We start from the raw sequence: 13,951 nt of genomic DNA on the forward strand, positions 1-13,951 counted from the left end.
CTTTGAAACAACCGACAGTAAAAAGGGATACACCATGACAAGACCATTTGTATGCTCAATCCTTGCGGCAACAGTGGCGCTGGCGTCGTCGTTCGCCTGGGCGGGACAAGCGCCTTATGCTGCCTCTGCAGCGGACATCAGCGTGAGTCATCATGACCGCGTTTACGCAGCAGAGCAGTTCTCCAACACCGTTTCTGTTACCGACCCCGCCAGCAATACCCTGCTCGGGGTGATTAAACTGGGTGATGCGCAACCGGCCAACCTTAGTCCACTCTATAAAGGCCAGGTGCTGGTACATGGACTAGGTTTTTCGCCAGATGGCAAAACCCTTGCTGTTGTTTCAATTGGTTCCAACTCTGTCAGCCTGATTGATACCGCGACCAACGCAGTGAAGCATGTGACTTATGTGGGTCGAGCACCGCATGAAGCGTTCTTTACTCCCGATGGCAAAGAAATCTGGGTCACCGTACGCGGTGAAAATTATATTGCGGTACTGGATGGCAACAGCGGGGAAGAGAAAACGCGTATTACCGTGCCTGGCGGTCCGGGCATGCAGATTTTCTCACCGGACGGTCAATACGGTTACGTTTGCTCCTCCTTCAACCCCGAAACCGTGGTGGTGGACGCAAAAGCGCATAAAATTATCGGCAGCATTAAACAGGTCAGTCCGTTCTGTCCCAATATAGCCGCCACGCCTGATGGCCGGCAGGTCTGGTTCACGCTCAAAGATGTCGGTAAAGTGCAGGTGTTCGATGCGCGCCCACCGTTTACACTGCTGAAAACCATCGACAGCGGTCCGATTACTAACCACGTCAATATCGTGCATAACGCTAAAGGCACCTTTGCTTACGTCACTATTGGTGGCCTGAACAAAGTAAACGTTTACCGTACCGATGATTTCCATCAGGTCGCAACCATTCCGGTAGGCAATCTGCCACACGGCGTCTGGCCATCGGGTGACGGAAGTCGTGTTTATGTCGGTCTGGAAAACGCTGACGCCCTGACGGCGATTGATACCCTGAGCAATAAAGTGATCGCGACCATTCCAATTGGTCAGGCACCGCAGGCGGTGGTCTATGTGCCCAACGCCGTGCCGCAGGGCGATGGTAAGCAGAACCTGGTACCGTTGGGCCTGGCAGGTAAGGCAGCACACCTGACACTGAAAGAGGTAAATGCTGCGCAAGGGGCGCAGGCTGCAACCACGCTGACCCTGTTCGATCAGGGGTTGACCCAGGTGTTGCAGGCGTCTGCAACCGGGCTGGAACCAAAGCAGGCCTATCTGCTGGCGCTGTCGTCTGATGCTGAAGGAAAAGGTGAGCTGGAGCCACTGGCACAATTTATGACCAACCCGGCTGGTGCAGCGATCGTTAATGCCGTCGGTGCGATTCGTCAGGTGGTGAATAGCCATCATGCAGATGAACGACGTTATCTGGTGATTGTAAAAGGCACCGCCGATCAGCACGGTAAGCCTGTGCAGATTCAGGTGCGTTAATCCTCTCTTTGCTGCTGTCAGCCAGATCTCCATGGGGATCTGGCTTTTTTATTGTTGCGGCAGTCAACAGACCAGCTCTGGTTCAGCGCTTCAGGTGTGGTCAGCGGCGATGGGCTACGTACCGGCAGACGATTTTTGCCTTTGCGACGAAAATTCAGTTTCAGCAGGCAGTAAATGCGGTGGATCCGCTTATGGTTCCACTGATATCCCTGCCGCTTCAGAACCTGAAAATGCTTCGGGAAGCCGTATCGTGGATAACTTTCAGCCGCCGTCTGCAACGCGAAATAACGAGATCGTCAGCGTGCTGTCAGGACGGTAGTAGTAAACCGTTCTGCTCAGGTTCAGAGTCCTGCAGGCCTGACGGGTACTCCGTCCGAATGTCGTTATCAGATGCGTCACCCGCTCACGCTTAAAGGCTGGCTTCAGAGCTTTTTTTCGATAACGTCTTTCTGTGCCCGATTTTCAAGACTGAGGTCGGCAAACAGCTGCTTAAGCCGTCGGTTCACGTCCACAGGATCTTTTATCTTTTTAATATCAGATGCTTCCATGCCACCATATTTAGACTTCCAGTTATAGTATGTGGCTTCAGAGATCCCGGCCTCCCGGCAGACGTCTTTCACTGTTCGTGCGGCTTCAACCGACTTCATTACTGTGATGATCTGATGCTCAGTAAAACGGGCTTTACGCATAGCGATCTCCTTCGCTGGCGAAATGAGTATGCCGGAAGGTCTTTAAATGTGAATGGCTCGATTATGCGGGATACTTACACTATCTAATACTGGAGGCAGAGCAGAATATTTGATTGCAGAATGTAAATAGCATAATGCTCGATTTTGGGTTGTTGAGTAGAGAATCGCAGAAAAAACACCACGATTAAGGACGGATTTTCAGTTTACATGCCTGAATAGAAAAGTATTGCAAAAAATATATATTATTATATTACAAGCACATATATCAATTTATAAAGCATGAAGGCACTCTAAATCTATTCTGTTTATATTCAGTTTATAAGATCTGAGCAAAATTTATACCGTGCCGCGCTCAAGCAAAAGAAGAGACTTCATAATTATCAAGACCCATTCAGACAAATCAGATAAGTAGAACGATCATGATACAGAGTGGTCTTTGATAAGGATTTGCGGCTTGCGTCACGATATTTCTCTCAACTCAGAAATGCTGGAGTGTTGACCGATATGAACCCTGCGCTGAAACAACTTCACCCCTACCCGTTTGAAAAACTTCGAGCCTTACTTGCTGGAATTCAACCTGATAAAAATCTAACGCCTATATCACTGTCGATCGGAGAGCCTAAACATTCGGCCCCGGAAATGGTCAAACAAATGCTTATTTCCAGTCTCGATAAAATGTCGGTGTATCCCGCAACTCTGGGTATCCCTGAATTGCGCGAGGCAATCATAAACTGGTGTGAAAGGAGGTTTGGCGTCCCAAAGGGATGGCTTGATGCCAGTCGTCATGTTCTACCGGTAAACGGAACACGAGAAGCATTATTTGCCTTTACCCAGGCAGTTGTTGAACCTAATGTCGAAGGTTTGGTGGTCAGCCCAAACCCATTCTATCAGATATATGAAGGTGCTGCGATCCTGGCGGGGGCGGCTCCGCATTACCTGCCATGCCTTGAGAGTAACGGTTTCATTCCTGACTTTGAGGCTGTTTCAGCGGATATCTGGACACGTTGTCAAATTGTATTCCTGTGTTCCCCAGGCAATCCTACCGGTGCACTTATCCCTCTTGAAACGCTAAAATCACTCATTAGCCTTGCGGATAAATACGATTTTATTATTGCAGCCGATGAATGTTACAGCGAATTGTACTTTGACGAGTTGTCGCCCCCTCCGGGTTTACTGACCGCATGCGCAGAGATGGGCCGTATCGATTTTAAGCGCTGTGTTGTTTTCCACAGTCTTTCAAAACGATCGAACCTGCCAGGCCTTCGGTCTGGATTTGTGGCTGGTGATGCAGAGATTCTCAAATCATTTTTGCTCTATCGCACATATCATGGCTGCGCAATGCCGGTGCATAGCCAGCTCGCAAGCGCCACGGCCTGGCGGGATGAGGCACATGTTCGCGACAACCGTTCTCTTTATCGGGAAAAGTTTGATGCGGTTCTTGAAATTCTGACCCCTGTTCTTAAGGTGAAGAAGCCTGACGGAGGCTTTTATCTTTGGGCCGAAGTCCCTGGTGACGATACCGACTTTTGCCGGCAACTCTTTAGTCATACAAATGTTACAGTCATCCCAGGCTCATATCTTTCCCGGGAGGTTGACGGCATCAATCCGGGCGCAGGCTGGATTCGAATGGCATTAGTTGCACCTGTTGCAGAGTGTGTGGAGGCGGCCACACGAATAAGGGATTTTCTGTCTACCTATCGTAGGTAAACGGTTACAGCATTTATGATAAACGCTAACCAGCCGGTGGTCTCAGATCATCTTCGACTTTGTTAACACCGGCTATTCTTAATTTTATCTGGTCAGGTTTTCATGCATACGGCGATCCATGCCAGCTGCAAGCTTTACTCCGCTTCACCGCGTGCCGTCGCATTAATCTGACTAAAAAGCCCCTTCGTCCAGGATGCATGACGTGCTTCGCATCCGATGAGAGTTGCTTTGACCCGCCCCAAATCACGAAAATTGCAGGCAGTAAGGAAAGATGTTATTCAGTTAAGACTTTTTTGCTAAACGATCTTTTTTGGGCGCTGCGCTTTCAGCGCAAAAATAACTGATTATTTTTGTCTTAAAGGCGGGGTCCGTCCTGTCGCCATATGCCTCACTTTTAATGCGCTCACGAAACTTACCTGCTAATTTCTCTGCGTTGATACCTCTTGCCGGGGCTCTCTCAGTGACATCAGGCAGAGCGTTGTGATCGCTGATAGAGAGTTCGCTTACTGATGGAAAGACTGAGGTGACCTCCTCAGGCGTTGAGGACGCCTGAAACGCACAGGTAACCCTGGCCGCAGACAGCCCTTCTACAGCAGCAAAATTTGACTGATTCATATCCGCAGGATGCATCAGCTTTAATCGTTAACCGGGTTCACGCAGCGTATGCTCTTTGGCCGTCTGAATGTCAGTGGCTAGCTGTCTTACATCAGAATGAGATAACCGAAACGCGAATTCACCATGGATATCGCCGGGTATACGTGATGCTCAGGCGGGAAGGCTGTCGCAATAACCACAAACGGATCTACCGGCTTTTCAGCGAGCAGGCGCTGTTACTGCGCCTCAAACGTCCACGGCGCAATAAATCCGCGCAGCGCCGGCAGCCACAGCCTCAGCCTCAGCCTCAGGGGCTGTATTCGAATCACGTCTGGGGCATGGAATTTGTCTCGGACGTGCTGTTTGACAGGCGACGACTGCGCCTGCTAAAGGTTATCGACCTTTACACCGACGAATGCCTGGGATCTGCGTCGGGCAGAATCTGCGTTCAACAGAAGTGGCAGAAATGCTGAACAGCATAACGCTCAGGCGTCCTTTGCCGCAGTAGCTAAAAACCGATAGTGGTTCTGAATTTCAGGAAAAATGCTGGACAGATGGGTGTACGAAAGTGGGAGAAGGATCGACTTTCACGCCCGGGAGCACCCTCGGACAACGCTACAGTCGAGTCCTTCAACGGCTGGTTGCGTCAGGAATGCCTGAATGATAACTGGCTCATGTCTCTGGAGGATGCACTGCACAAGATCGAGTCCTGGCGCATACTCTTTAACAAGAGACGTCCCCATTCTGCAGTGGGCTGTATGCCCCCTCCGAATTTGCCCAAAAATCTGCTGGTTGCCAGAATATGCAGCCATAATGAAGCCGGTTATTCCCGATTATGAATGGATCATATACGGGGTCAGAGTCACTTATGAAGACGTTACTAAAACCGGTGTATATAAATCAACGGGGAGCAGGTCAACAATGAATCTTCTCACTTTCTTATAGATATCCACTTTAGTTTTTAACTGTCACGAAAAATTCATTATAAAAGCATAATTCTGACTTTAATTTAGAATAAACAAAAACTAAATGAATGCAAAAAAATATCGTGGGATTTATTTTTAAGAACTTTTACCCTTGTAAAAAAACAACCGGGCGCTTGAGAATAATTTTCCAAATAAGGCCTACATTCAATCAGGATGGTTTTCAATATGTATTTTATGTTTTAATGAGGTTTGTGAAGAATAATTATCCCGCTCGTTAACTAAGACTAATGATTAGCAAAATTAACTACTATCACTTTCTCGGGGAGTTGGTATTACATCTCCTGTTATAATGAAAATGTACTTTACCTGCATAGTTAATCGTGATAAAAACAATCATTAGCCACTTCTCTAAAATCACTTAAAGCCAGCGTTAATAAGTGAAAAAATTTATTTTTTAAATGTTTAATCATGGCATACCGCTGTGCCTGTATTATATAAATCCTATTGTATCAGCAGCCTGTAATGATGACTATTTAGTTAAATGATTTTCCACACCTGGAGATGAAACATGCCTGATCATACTCATTTTATAGCTTTTGGTTTGATTGCACTTGCAATGGTGTTAACTCCTGGCCCAAACATGATTTATCTGATCTCTCGGTCTGTATGCCAGGGAAGACAAGCCGGGCTGATATCTTTAGGTGGTATCGCTTTTGCGTTTGTTTTATACATACTCTGTGCGGCATTAGGAATAACAGCTTTCCTGTTTGCCATTCCTTATGCATATGATCTACTTCGTTTTTCCGGAGTTGCTTATCTTTTATATCTGGCCTGGCAATCAGTTAAACCTGGAGGCAGGTCTACTTTCGCTGTTACAAATTTACCCATAGATTCCTCAAAGAAACTCTTTATCATGGGTTTCATTACTAATGTATTAAATCCTAAAGTTGCCATTATGTATTTATCTTTATTGCCACAATTTATCCAGCCAGCGCACGGGAGTGTACTGACTCAGTCTCTGGAACTCGGAAGCATACAGATTTCTATCAGCATGGTAGTCAATGCTACTATTGTGATGATGGCAGGAACTTTAGCCAAATTTCTTTCAAGCCGACCTGCATGGCTTAAAGCGCAACGCTGGATAATGGGTACTGTGCTTGCAGGATTGGCAGTGAGAATTGCTCTGGAATCAAAAAAATAAAAAATTATGCGTTTGTGGCGATTCTGTTCAGCGTCCGGCTACTGCCGATTTGGGGCTTCTTCGTATCGCGACAGTCATTGAGATCGTCGGCGCAATTTGTAGTGAACTTAATATTACACTTTAACAAACTCGCCGCGCTCCGCCTGTTTCATTGACTCATTAATATGCGCAGCGTTCGCCGGGTTGCTAAAGAGATACACCGTTTCTATCAGTGCTTCATACTCTTCCGCATCAACTATCATAACATCAGGTGCCTCGCGGCGCAAAATGCGCACAGGCTCAGCGTCGTCGGTGACCCGCTTCATCGTATCTGCGAAATGTTTACGGGCATCGGTAAAATTGATTGAATGCATGTTATTAACTCCCATCAGTTAAACAGCAATATGCAACCTGTACTCAAGTAACTACAATTTAAAATTTGCCCGATTTCTTGTCAGGACGACGCCCTTGCAACGGAAAGATTAAGGAGGGAGCCAGGAAGTCTGATCTTTAAAATTCTTATGACATCAATTAAGTCTGTCGTTCCTCAGCTGGGAATGCTTATGCTTGTCGTGCTACGCAGCCATAAATGCTACTCCTTTATGGGTGTGGAGCCGGTTGAGAATCGCTGAGGCACGTCGGTACGTCGTCGTCCCCGCATGTCGAAATAGGTTCGTGACCTGATACCTACAGATTAGTACATCCCGATGTTAGCAACGTCCATTCCTGGTTTAAACCGAACTAACGCCAAGCCAATGTCCGCTAATAGCGAAAGGCGGACACTGGCAATTTTGCTCTCATAAAAGTGACTATAGAAACAGTTGAGATTCAAATAACGAGAATAAGGAAATTCAGGACGTTCTTATGAGTAACTTTTATTTTTAAAGGAGGTCGTCAACCTGTGTCATAAAAACTTCTCTGCAGTCGCTTTAGCAATGCAGATGGCAATTACCGTAAGTGCGAGTCTGAGCGTCTCTTTTTCGGGCCAGGAGGGGGCTAGCCGGAGCTGGGCATCGTAATCGTCACGCCCATAGGGATAACACGAGCCCGGTCTGGCAAATCGCACACCTGCCACAGCGGCTAGCTGGACGATGCGACTGGCAGTGCCGGGAAGTACATGCAGGCTGACAAAATATTCCCCTTCAGGACGGGACCATGATACGTGCTGCTGGCAGCCTAAAACCGAAGAAAAAATGGCATCAACAAGTTCAAACCTGGGCCTGAGAACCTGACGATGCTGTTCCATCAGAGCCCGTATATTCCCTGGGCTCTTAAGAAAACGGGCCTGCCGAAGCTGGTTGACCTTATCAGGACCGACACTCCAGACGGATGCATGCCTGAGCCACCATGTCTTATTGGTGCCAGACGCCCCTATAAATGCAACGCCGGCACCCGGGAGAGTCATTTTTGATGTTGAGGCATAAATCGGTACACGGTCAGGATTCCCATGACGCACGCAGTCATCATAAATACTCGCTATCATGCGATCGTTTTCTGCAAGCGGATGCACACAATATGCATTATCTCAGAAAATCCGGAAATCAGGCGCTGCCGGGGATCCAGTTTCTCCTGCTCAGCAGGTATGGGCTTCAGCGTGCCAGAAAGGTTCATGTATTATCCTGCAGAGCATCAAAAAAACGACTGTGTAAGAATCAGAAAGAGAGTTCAAATCGATAATTTATAGGCGCTTATTCAGTTGCTGAATAATGCTGAGTATCCCGGCCTGCCAACCTTGACGAAACCTTATGCCATCAGCAGGATGGCATTCCGGACATAAATAATGAGGAATGGTTCAGGATATGACACCTCTCGTACTGATCCCCGGGTTCATGCTTGATGAAACTTTGTGGGATGACTTCATCGACGTTTATCCGCCCGGTCAGACGTTCTGCCGCGTCAGCCTTGGTCAGGAAGAAAGTATTGCCGGGATGGCTGCCGGGATCGTCGCGTCGCTTCCTGAGCGTTTTGTACTGGCAGGGTTCTCGCTGGGAGGATATGTTGCCCGCGCTATAGCCGAAACGGCTCCGGAAAAAGTTGCCGGCCTGGTCCTTATTGCCACTTCACTGCGTGAAGACTCATACCGGCAACGAGAACGGCTGGATGCTGCTGTGCTTTCGGGTGAGTTCAGGGGGATAAGTCCTGCCGCTATCAGGCATTCGCTTCATCCGAAATTTCATGATGATACAGCTCTGCTGGGGCGTATTCGCGAAATGGGAAAACGCCTTGGCCCGGAAGTATTCAGAGCCCAGTCCCTGCTGAAACGCGGAGGAATAACCGTCAGGGAACTGACCTGTCCGGTGCTGATTATTGCAGCCGGAGAAGACAGGCTCAGAAGCCTCAGTGAGGCGGCTGAACTTTCTGAGCTTTTCCGGTGTCCGGCAGAAATCATTGAAGGCAGCGGGCACATGATACCGCTTGAGAAACCCAGGGAACTGGCTCAGATGATTTCAAACTGGATTAGCCTTAATGGCCTGTAATTACCTTAAAAGTCAGATTACCCTGCAAACCCTGTATATCTGCTCCCTCAGCCACAGGTGTGCCGCATTGTTCTCGTCACGCTTATGCCAGTAGAGGTTCCAGCTAACAGGCTGGGCTTCAAAGCGTAGTTCTATCCTCTGAAGCCCGGAAAAAAGAGGTGTGGATGCCATCTTTTCTGACACTACCGAGATGAGGTCGGTTTTCACTAATACAAAAGGCAGCGTCAGCCAGTGCGGTGTCGTGACGGCAATCTTTCGGCTGAAACGCTGACCTGACAGTATATTGTCCACAAAGCGAACATCCGCAGAACTCGTTGCAACGTGCAGATGACTGGCGCTAAGAAACTCAGACAGTGTCAGCGGTGCATCAGATAGCGGATGGTTCTGGCGCATTATACAGTTGAGCCTGTCGGTGATAACGGGGTCGCTGACAATTCCAGACGTGTGACGGAGTTGAGAGCTGACTACACAATTCAGGTCGCCGTCTTCCAGGGCAGGAATTGTTTTATCGACAGGTGTGTGCTCAATATTAATTTTATACCCGGGGCTGACCTGTCACGATAGACAACAAATCAGGTAGCAGCATCAGGCCCAGCAAATCTGCCATACGGCCCGAGAATGACTGCGTACTTTTTGCCTGTACGAAGGTCACTTCAGACATCATCAGTCGCTCCGCTTCCTTCAGGATCTTCGTCACGCCAACGCTGATTTCCACCGCCCGCGGCGTAGAATAGTCCGCAGATTCATCATTTGAAACCGGTAGTGAGAGGGCCAGGAAATTCAGGATATTATTAGCTGAAGAATGCCCAGCGTCGCGACGGAAATAATCAGTGTTGGTAACATCGACAGCCTGATGGCACAGCCTGCCGCAACGATCAATGCAATGATTTGTGCCGGATTTCCGGAAGCAAAATAAGGAGCAATAGCAGAAATCATCACGCATCCCGGCGCACTTTCCAGCACGCTGCGCGTGCCGGGACTCAGGCTACGTTTCCTCAATATAAGATAACCCAGGATGCGCGTCAGATAGGTGACCACTGCCATACCCAGAATTGTCATGCATGCAGCCAGTGTCATTTTACTTTCACTCCCCGTACCCATGCTGAAAATATGCCGCTGAACGTCCCTGCCAGCACATAGGTATGGCCAGGTACCAGACGATAACAGACTGCGGCCACCGTCAGGCTGATAAGCCAGGGGATGGCTGCGTCCAGGCCTTTCCACATGCTACGCAGGAGGACGATAAAGGTGGCAGGAAAAGCAATAGCAAAACCGTACTGCTCAATGTTTCCAAGCACGGGGCCCGCAAGAAAACCCGTGACTGAAAATCCAACCCAGACGGGATAAAACGGAAAGCTGGCCCCCAGGTAATAAGCCATGGTAAACGACTGCTCAGGCGGTAAAGTGGCAGCGTTTTTTAGCATTTTCGCATAGGTGACCGCCCAGCCCTCATCGGCCATAAAAAATAAGGCAGGTAATATCTGACGACGGGGAAGATGCTTGATATAGGGCGTCAGGGCTGCCCCCATTATGATGTGGCGACTGTTAATCAGGAACGTCAGCAGAATAATGGTCAGTACCGGCAAGGGCTCGTGCCAGAGCTGTATAGCGGCAAATTCCGATCCTCCAGCAAAATTCAGCGCCGTCATGAAGCCTGTTTCGGGCAGGGTCAGGCCCGATCGGGAAGCCTGAGCCCCCAGAATAATTGCGTAAGGCGCAATTGCCATGAGCAAAGGAGACGCATCCTTAACACCCTGCAGGAAGGAATCGCTTCTCGTTATGCTGTTCATATTATTTTTCCGTAATGGATTAGTTGAGCCATGCGGGCCAGGCAATCTGAAAAGCCTGATACCGGCGGGCCTTCTGGTTTTCTGTTTACTTCATTTCGTTCAGCTGATGAGCGGCCAGGGCACCCAACCGCGATATGGCCATGCGGTGCCTGTCCGTCAGTTCAAAACACGCTGCCATACGGAAACAGTGATTGAATGCCCGGCTTCCGGAGCACAGAAGGCCTGGCATACATAGTATTTTTTCATCCAGGGCGGCATGAAATAGAGCCAGCGTGTCGGCACCTTCCGGCAGCTCAATCCATAAAATAAAGCCTGCCTGCGGGCGGCTGACACGAGTGCCTGCTGGAAAATAATCTGCAATACAGGCTCTTACAGCATCAATCTGTCGTTCATATAATCGCCTGAGGTGGCGCAGGTGCAGGTCATATCCGCCGTTCTCAAGGAATATCCCCAGGCTTTCACTCAATAATCCGGACTCAGCGACAGTGGAGGTAAACTTCATCTGCCTGGCGACATCGCGAAAGCGTCCGGCGTCCAGCCAGCCAATGCGAAAGTCTGGCGCAACCGTTTTGGTATAGCTTGCACACACCATCACCCAGCCATCACGATCAAAGGCACGAATGTTGGGTATGCAGGTATCGCCAAACTGCAGTTCGGCATACATGACATCCTCTATTACGGCGAACTGCCGGGTTTCAGCCATGCGGGCCAGGCGCTGACGATTTTCTGAAGGCATGACAAAGCCAAGTGGATTGTGGCCACTGGGTATCGTAATCACCGCGGAGATTTTTCGCTGCTCTGCAAGAGATTCAAGGGTATCCAGGCACATTCCGCTCTGAGGATGGGTAGGCAGATTCACAATACGACGGCCAAGATCCTCCAGCATAGGGTACAGGTTGTAAAAAGTAGGTGATTCAACGGCAACGGTATCACCGGGAAGGGTTGACGCCCGGACGGCCAGGCTAATGGCCTCCATGGTGCCGTGAGTGATGATTACGTCATCGGGAGAGAGGATCATGCCGGTGTGCAGACCGCGTCGGGCAATCTGTGAGCGCAGGCGGGGGGAGCCGGGCGGCATGGCGTAAGTTGTGCTGAACCCGGATGCTGAGCGCAGCAGCTGGGCTGTGATTTTTTTCAGCCGGCCGGCAGGATAAAACCTATCGCCAGACGGGCACGCAAGCGCAAGATCAATACAATCCCCGCGCAGCTGATTTTCCAGAATAACGGATAGCAGCCGGTTCAGACCGGATAAAGGCACCGCGCTTTCTCTGCTGTTCACCGAACTTTCCTGCAGGTGGCAGAGTTCAGGCAGGCTGTCGCGGACATAATAGCCGGATTGAGGTCGTGCGGAGATCAGCCCGCGATCCTCCAGAAGCCGGTAAGCGGTTTTGACCGAGTTAACACTGACCTCATATTGTCCCGCATAATGTCTGACGGACGGAATACGTGTACCGGGCGTCAGTTGTCCGCGCAGGATTGAGCGCGCGATGTCATCCGCAATCGTTTCATATAGATGCATATATGTCATATTTCTTGATCAGGATGGACACAATTTATATCAGGCCATGTGGCCTGACAATGCTGTTTTTATGACAATTTCACGCGTCAGTTCCCGCTAACTGTGACCATTAATATTGATGATTACTGTGGCTGTAACCATTCAGTCAGTTAGGGTATTATGAGAAATATGTTTGCTATATTTCACGGCTTCGATGAAGGGGGCTGTTTTCAGACTGGTCGATCTTTTTTCTTCATTTCCAGCGTAATGCGTTTGCGGTCATCATGAATGCCCACTGTTTATCTGAGGGGCAGCTGATAAAGCGGATACAGGGCACGCGGACGTCTGTCTGAATGAGGTGCAGGCTGCTCCTTTCAGCTGGCAGTCAGATAGCGGACCGCTGGCATGACGGAAAACCGGGCGGAGGAACCTGCCGGCCCCCTGACTCATCACGCGGGAACTGAGCCGCCCAGCCCTGTTGCCTGCCCGGGCTGGTTCGGCCAGACTGAGACAGTCTTCGTAAACGTTAAAGATCCATTCTCAGCACCATGCGAAACTTCACGTCCCCCGAACGCATGCGCTGATAAGCACTTTCAGCCTCAGCCAGCGGTGCCGTTTCAATCTGTGCACGTACGCTGGTCAGCAGACTGAATTTAAGGGCACGTTCTGTTTCGTAAGGTGTGCCGGTAAGAGAGCCCTCCAGCCTTAACTCGTTTCCGACCATTGCTCCGGGCATGATCAAAAGCGGGGAGCTGCCGGCACCCACAACCATAAATTTACCCTGTGGTGCGAGTGCTTTCACCAGCCCGGAAGCGGCCTCGCTGTTAGTAATAGTCGTCAGGATAACCTGCGCGCCGCCAGCCTTTTTAATTTCTGCAACGGGGTCTGACTGTAGCGTATCAATGTACTGATGAGCCCCCAGGTTAAGGGCATCCTGCCTGATATCACTTCCGCGTCCTACCGCGATAACTTTGTAGCCCATTTTTTGTGCATACTGTATGGCCAGATGCCCCAGACCACCGATACCCTGAATAACGACTGTATCACCCGGCCGGGCGCCTGATTTGGTCAGCGCGTTGAAAGTGGCAATCCCTGCACAGAGCAGCGGAGCCGCCTCTGCAGAGAGCAGATCGTCGGGAATGAGAACCAGCCCCGTGGCACGCGCCAGCATTATTTCCGCATAGCCGCCATCGCAGGAGCTGCCGGTGACAGGCTGATCAGTGCAAAGCACAAACTGACCCTGCCGGCACTGCTCGCATTCGCCGCAGTATCCCCCCAGGCGCCCTACACCGACCCGCTGCCCTTCAGAAAGGTACGAGGGAACGCCCTGCCCCAGAGAGAGTATGCGCCCCACCACTTCATGGCCTGGAATGCGCGGATAAGTCGTATTCTTTTCAAGCCCCTCAACTGCGCCGGAATCCGCCCCGCAGATGCCACAGGCTTCGACCTTCAGAAGAACCTCGCCATAACCAGGCACCGGCACTGGGCGCTCTACCAGTTCCATTCTGCCTGGCTCGGTAATCTGCATTGCCTTGAATGTATTCATTTTTCATTCCACTGTTTGATATAAAAAAGTATTTAAGGGCTGTCGGACGAGC

At 49.9% G+C, this 13,951-nt stretch carries 16 protein-coding genes and 2 pseudogenes; 7 read left to right on the forward strand and 11 right to left on the reverse strand.

All coding sequences use genetic code 11. The features are described from left to right. Positions 1 to 34 precede the first annotated feature (34 nt). Positions 35 to 1,492 (forward strand): YncE family protein, encoded by a 1,458-nt coding sequence (locus EE896_RS19235; protein WP_140915621.1) that lies wholly within the window; start codon positions 35 to 37, stop codon positions 1,490 to 1,492. Between the two features lie 62 nt (positions 1,493 to 1,554). On the opposite strand, the pseudogene EE896_RS19240 reads toward EE896_RS19235, so the two are convergent. Continuing rightward, positions 1,555 to 2,181 (reverse strand): annotated as a pseudogene (locus EE896_RS19240) (transposase); the annotation flags it as partial. 504 nt (positions 2,182 to 2,685) lie between these two features. On the opposite strand from EE896_RS19240, the gene dapC reads away from it, so the two are divergent. Continuing rightward, positions 2,686 to 3,888, forward strand: coding sequence for a succinyldiaminopimelate transaminase (dapC, locus tag EE896_RS19245; protein WP_039661630.1), 1,203 nt, complete (start codon positions 2,686 to 2,688; stop codon positions 3,886 to 3,888). A 282-nt stretch (positions 3,889 to 4,170) separates the two neighbouring features. Here the strand turns inward: dapC and EE896_RS19250 are convergent, their stop codons facing one another. Beyond that, the gene (locus tag EE896_RS19250; protein ID WP_219848848.1) at positions 4,171 to 4,503 is read right to left on the reverse strand and encodes a hypothetical protein; all 333 of its coding nucleotides are present in this window, start codon (positions 4,501 to 4,503) and stop codon (positions 4,171 to 4,173) included. On the opposite strand from EE896_RS19250, the gene EE896_RS22915 reads away from it, so the two are divergent. The 3 genes from EE896_RS22915 (at position 4,491) to EE896_RS19265 (ending at position 6,609) form a co-directional block, all read left to right on the forward strand. Further along, positions 4,491 to 4,955, forward strand: coding sequence for an IS3 family transposase (locus tag EE896_RS22915; RefSeq protein WP_373681451.1), 465 nt, complete (start codon positions 4,491 to 4,493; stop codon positions 4,953 to 4,955). The genes EE896_RS19250 and EE896_RS22915 overlap by 13 nt on opposite strands. A gap of 81 nt (positions 4,956 to 5,036) precedes the next feature. Then, a complete protein-coding gene (locus EE896_RS22920) occupies positions 5,037 to 5,321 on the forward strand; it encodes an integrase core domain-containing protein (RefSeq protein ID WP_085980543.1) in 285 nt (94 codons plus the stop codon). Positions 5,322 to 5,976: 655 nt separating this feature from the next. Continuing rightward, positions 5,977 to 6,609: a LysE family translocator gene (locus tag EE896_RS19265; protein ID WP_008924546.1), complete on the forward strand. Its 633-nt coding sequence runs from the start codon at positions 5,977 to 5,979 to the stop codon at positions 6,607 to 6,609. A gap of 113 nt (positions 6,610 to 6,722) precedes the next feature. Here the strand turns inward: EE896_RS19265 and EE896_RS19270 are convergent, their stop codons facing one another. Continuing rightward, complete coding sequence (locus EE896_RS19270) at positions 6,723 to 6,962, reverse strand: type II toxin-antitoxin system Phd/YefM family antitoxin (RefSeq protein ID WP_140915900.1); 240 nt, start codon at positions 6,960 to 6,962, stop codon at positions 6,723 to 6,725. Positions 6,963 to 7,106: 144 nt separating this feature from the next. On the opposite strand from EE896_RS19270, the pseudogene EE896_RS22950 reads away from it, so the two are divergent. Continuing rightward, positions 7,107 to 7,217: pseudogene (locus EE896_RS22950) on the forward strand (IS110 family RNA-guided transposase); the annotation flags it as partial. A 275-nt stretch (positions 7,218 to 7,492) separates the two neighbouring features. On the opposite strand, the gene EE896_RS19275 reads toward EE896_RS22950, so the two are convergent. Both EE896_RS19275 and EE896_RS22800 read right to left on the reverse strand, forming a co-directional pair. Continuing rightward, positions 7,493 to 8,071 carry a PLP-dependent aminotransferase family protein gene (locus tag EE896_RS19275; protein ID WP_140915901.1) on the reverse strand — a complete coding sequence of 193 codons (579 nt, stop codon included), beginning with the start codon at positions 8,069 to 8,071 and terminating at the stop codon, positions 7,493 to 7,495. Continuing rightward, on the reverse strand, positions 8,068 to 8,199 hold the full coding sequence (locus EE896_RS22800) for a hypothetical protein (protein ID WP_008924543.1): 132 nt from the start codon (positions 8,197 to 8,199) through the stop codon (positions 8,068 to 8,070). Before EE896_RS22800 ends, EE896_RS19275 begins: the two co-directional genes overlap by 4 nt. 188 nt (positions 8,200 to 8,387) lie before the next feature. On the opposite strand from EE896_RS22800, the gene EE896_RS19280 reads away from it, so the two are divergent. Continuing rightward, positions 8,388 to 9,065, forward strand: a complete 678-nt coding sequence (locus tag EE896_RS19280; protein ID WP_110411985.1) for an alpha/beta fold hydrolase — start codon at positions 8,388 to 8,390, stop codon at positions 9,063 to 9,065. A 12-nt stretch (positions 9,066 to 9,077) separates the two neighbouring features. Here the strand turns inward: EE896_RS19280 and EE896_RS19285 are convergent, their stop codons facing one another. From EE896_RS19285 to EE896_RS19310, 6 genes are all read right to left on the reverse strand, one after another. Then, positions 9,078 to 9,599: a LysR substrate-binding domain-containing protein gene (locus tag EE896_RS19285; RefSeq protein WP_110411903.1), complete on the reverse strand. Its 522-nt coding sequence runs from the start codon at positions 9,597 to 9,599 to the stop codon at positions 9,078 to 9,080. Position 9,600: 1 nt separating this feature from the next. Continuing rightward, entirely contained in the window at positions 9,601 to 9,762 is a 162-nt protein-coding gene (locus EE896_RS19290) for a hypothetical protein (RefSeq protein WP_153574583.1), read from the reverse strand. An 83-nt stretch (positions 9,763 to 9,845) separates the two neighbouring features. Next, positions 9,846 to 10,124 carry an AzlD family protein gene (locus EE896_RS19295; RefSeq protein ID WP_238343247.1) on the reverse strand — a complete coding sequence of 93 codons (279 nt, stop codon included), beginning with the start codon at positions 10,122 to 10,124 and terminating at the stop codon, positions 9,846 to 9,848. Between the two features lie 14 nt (positions 10,125 to 10,138). Continuing rightward, a complete protein-coding gene (locus tag EE896_RS19300; protein WP_008924539.1) occupies positions 10,139 to 10,855 on the reverse strand; it encodes an AzlC family ABC transporter permease in 717 nt (238 codons plus the stop codon). 85 nt (positions 10,856 to 10,940) lie between these two features. Further along, positions 10,941 to 12,374 (reverse strand): aminotransferase-like domain-containing protein, encoded by a 1,434-nt coding sequence (locus EE896_RS19305; RefSeq protein ID WP_140034027.1) that lies wholly within the window; start codon positions 12,372 to 12,374, stop codon positions 10,941 to 10,943. A gap of 505 nt (positions 12,375 to 12,879) precedes the next feature. Then, positions 12,880 to 13,899 carry an alcohol dehydrogenase gene (locus tag EE896_RS19310; protein WP_140915903.1) on the reverse strand — a complete coding sequence of 340 codons (1,020 nt, stop codon included), beginning with the start codon at positions 13,897 to 13,899 and terminating at the stop codon, positions 12,880 to 12,882. Positions 13,900 to 13,951 lie beyond the last annotated feature (52 nt).

Source organism: Pantoea eucalypti (genome assembly GCF_009646115.1).
GTDB lineage: Bacteria > Pseudomonadota > Gammaproteobacteria > Enterobacterales > Enterobacteriaceae > Pantoea > Pantoea eucalypti.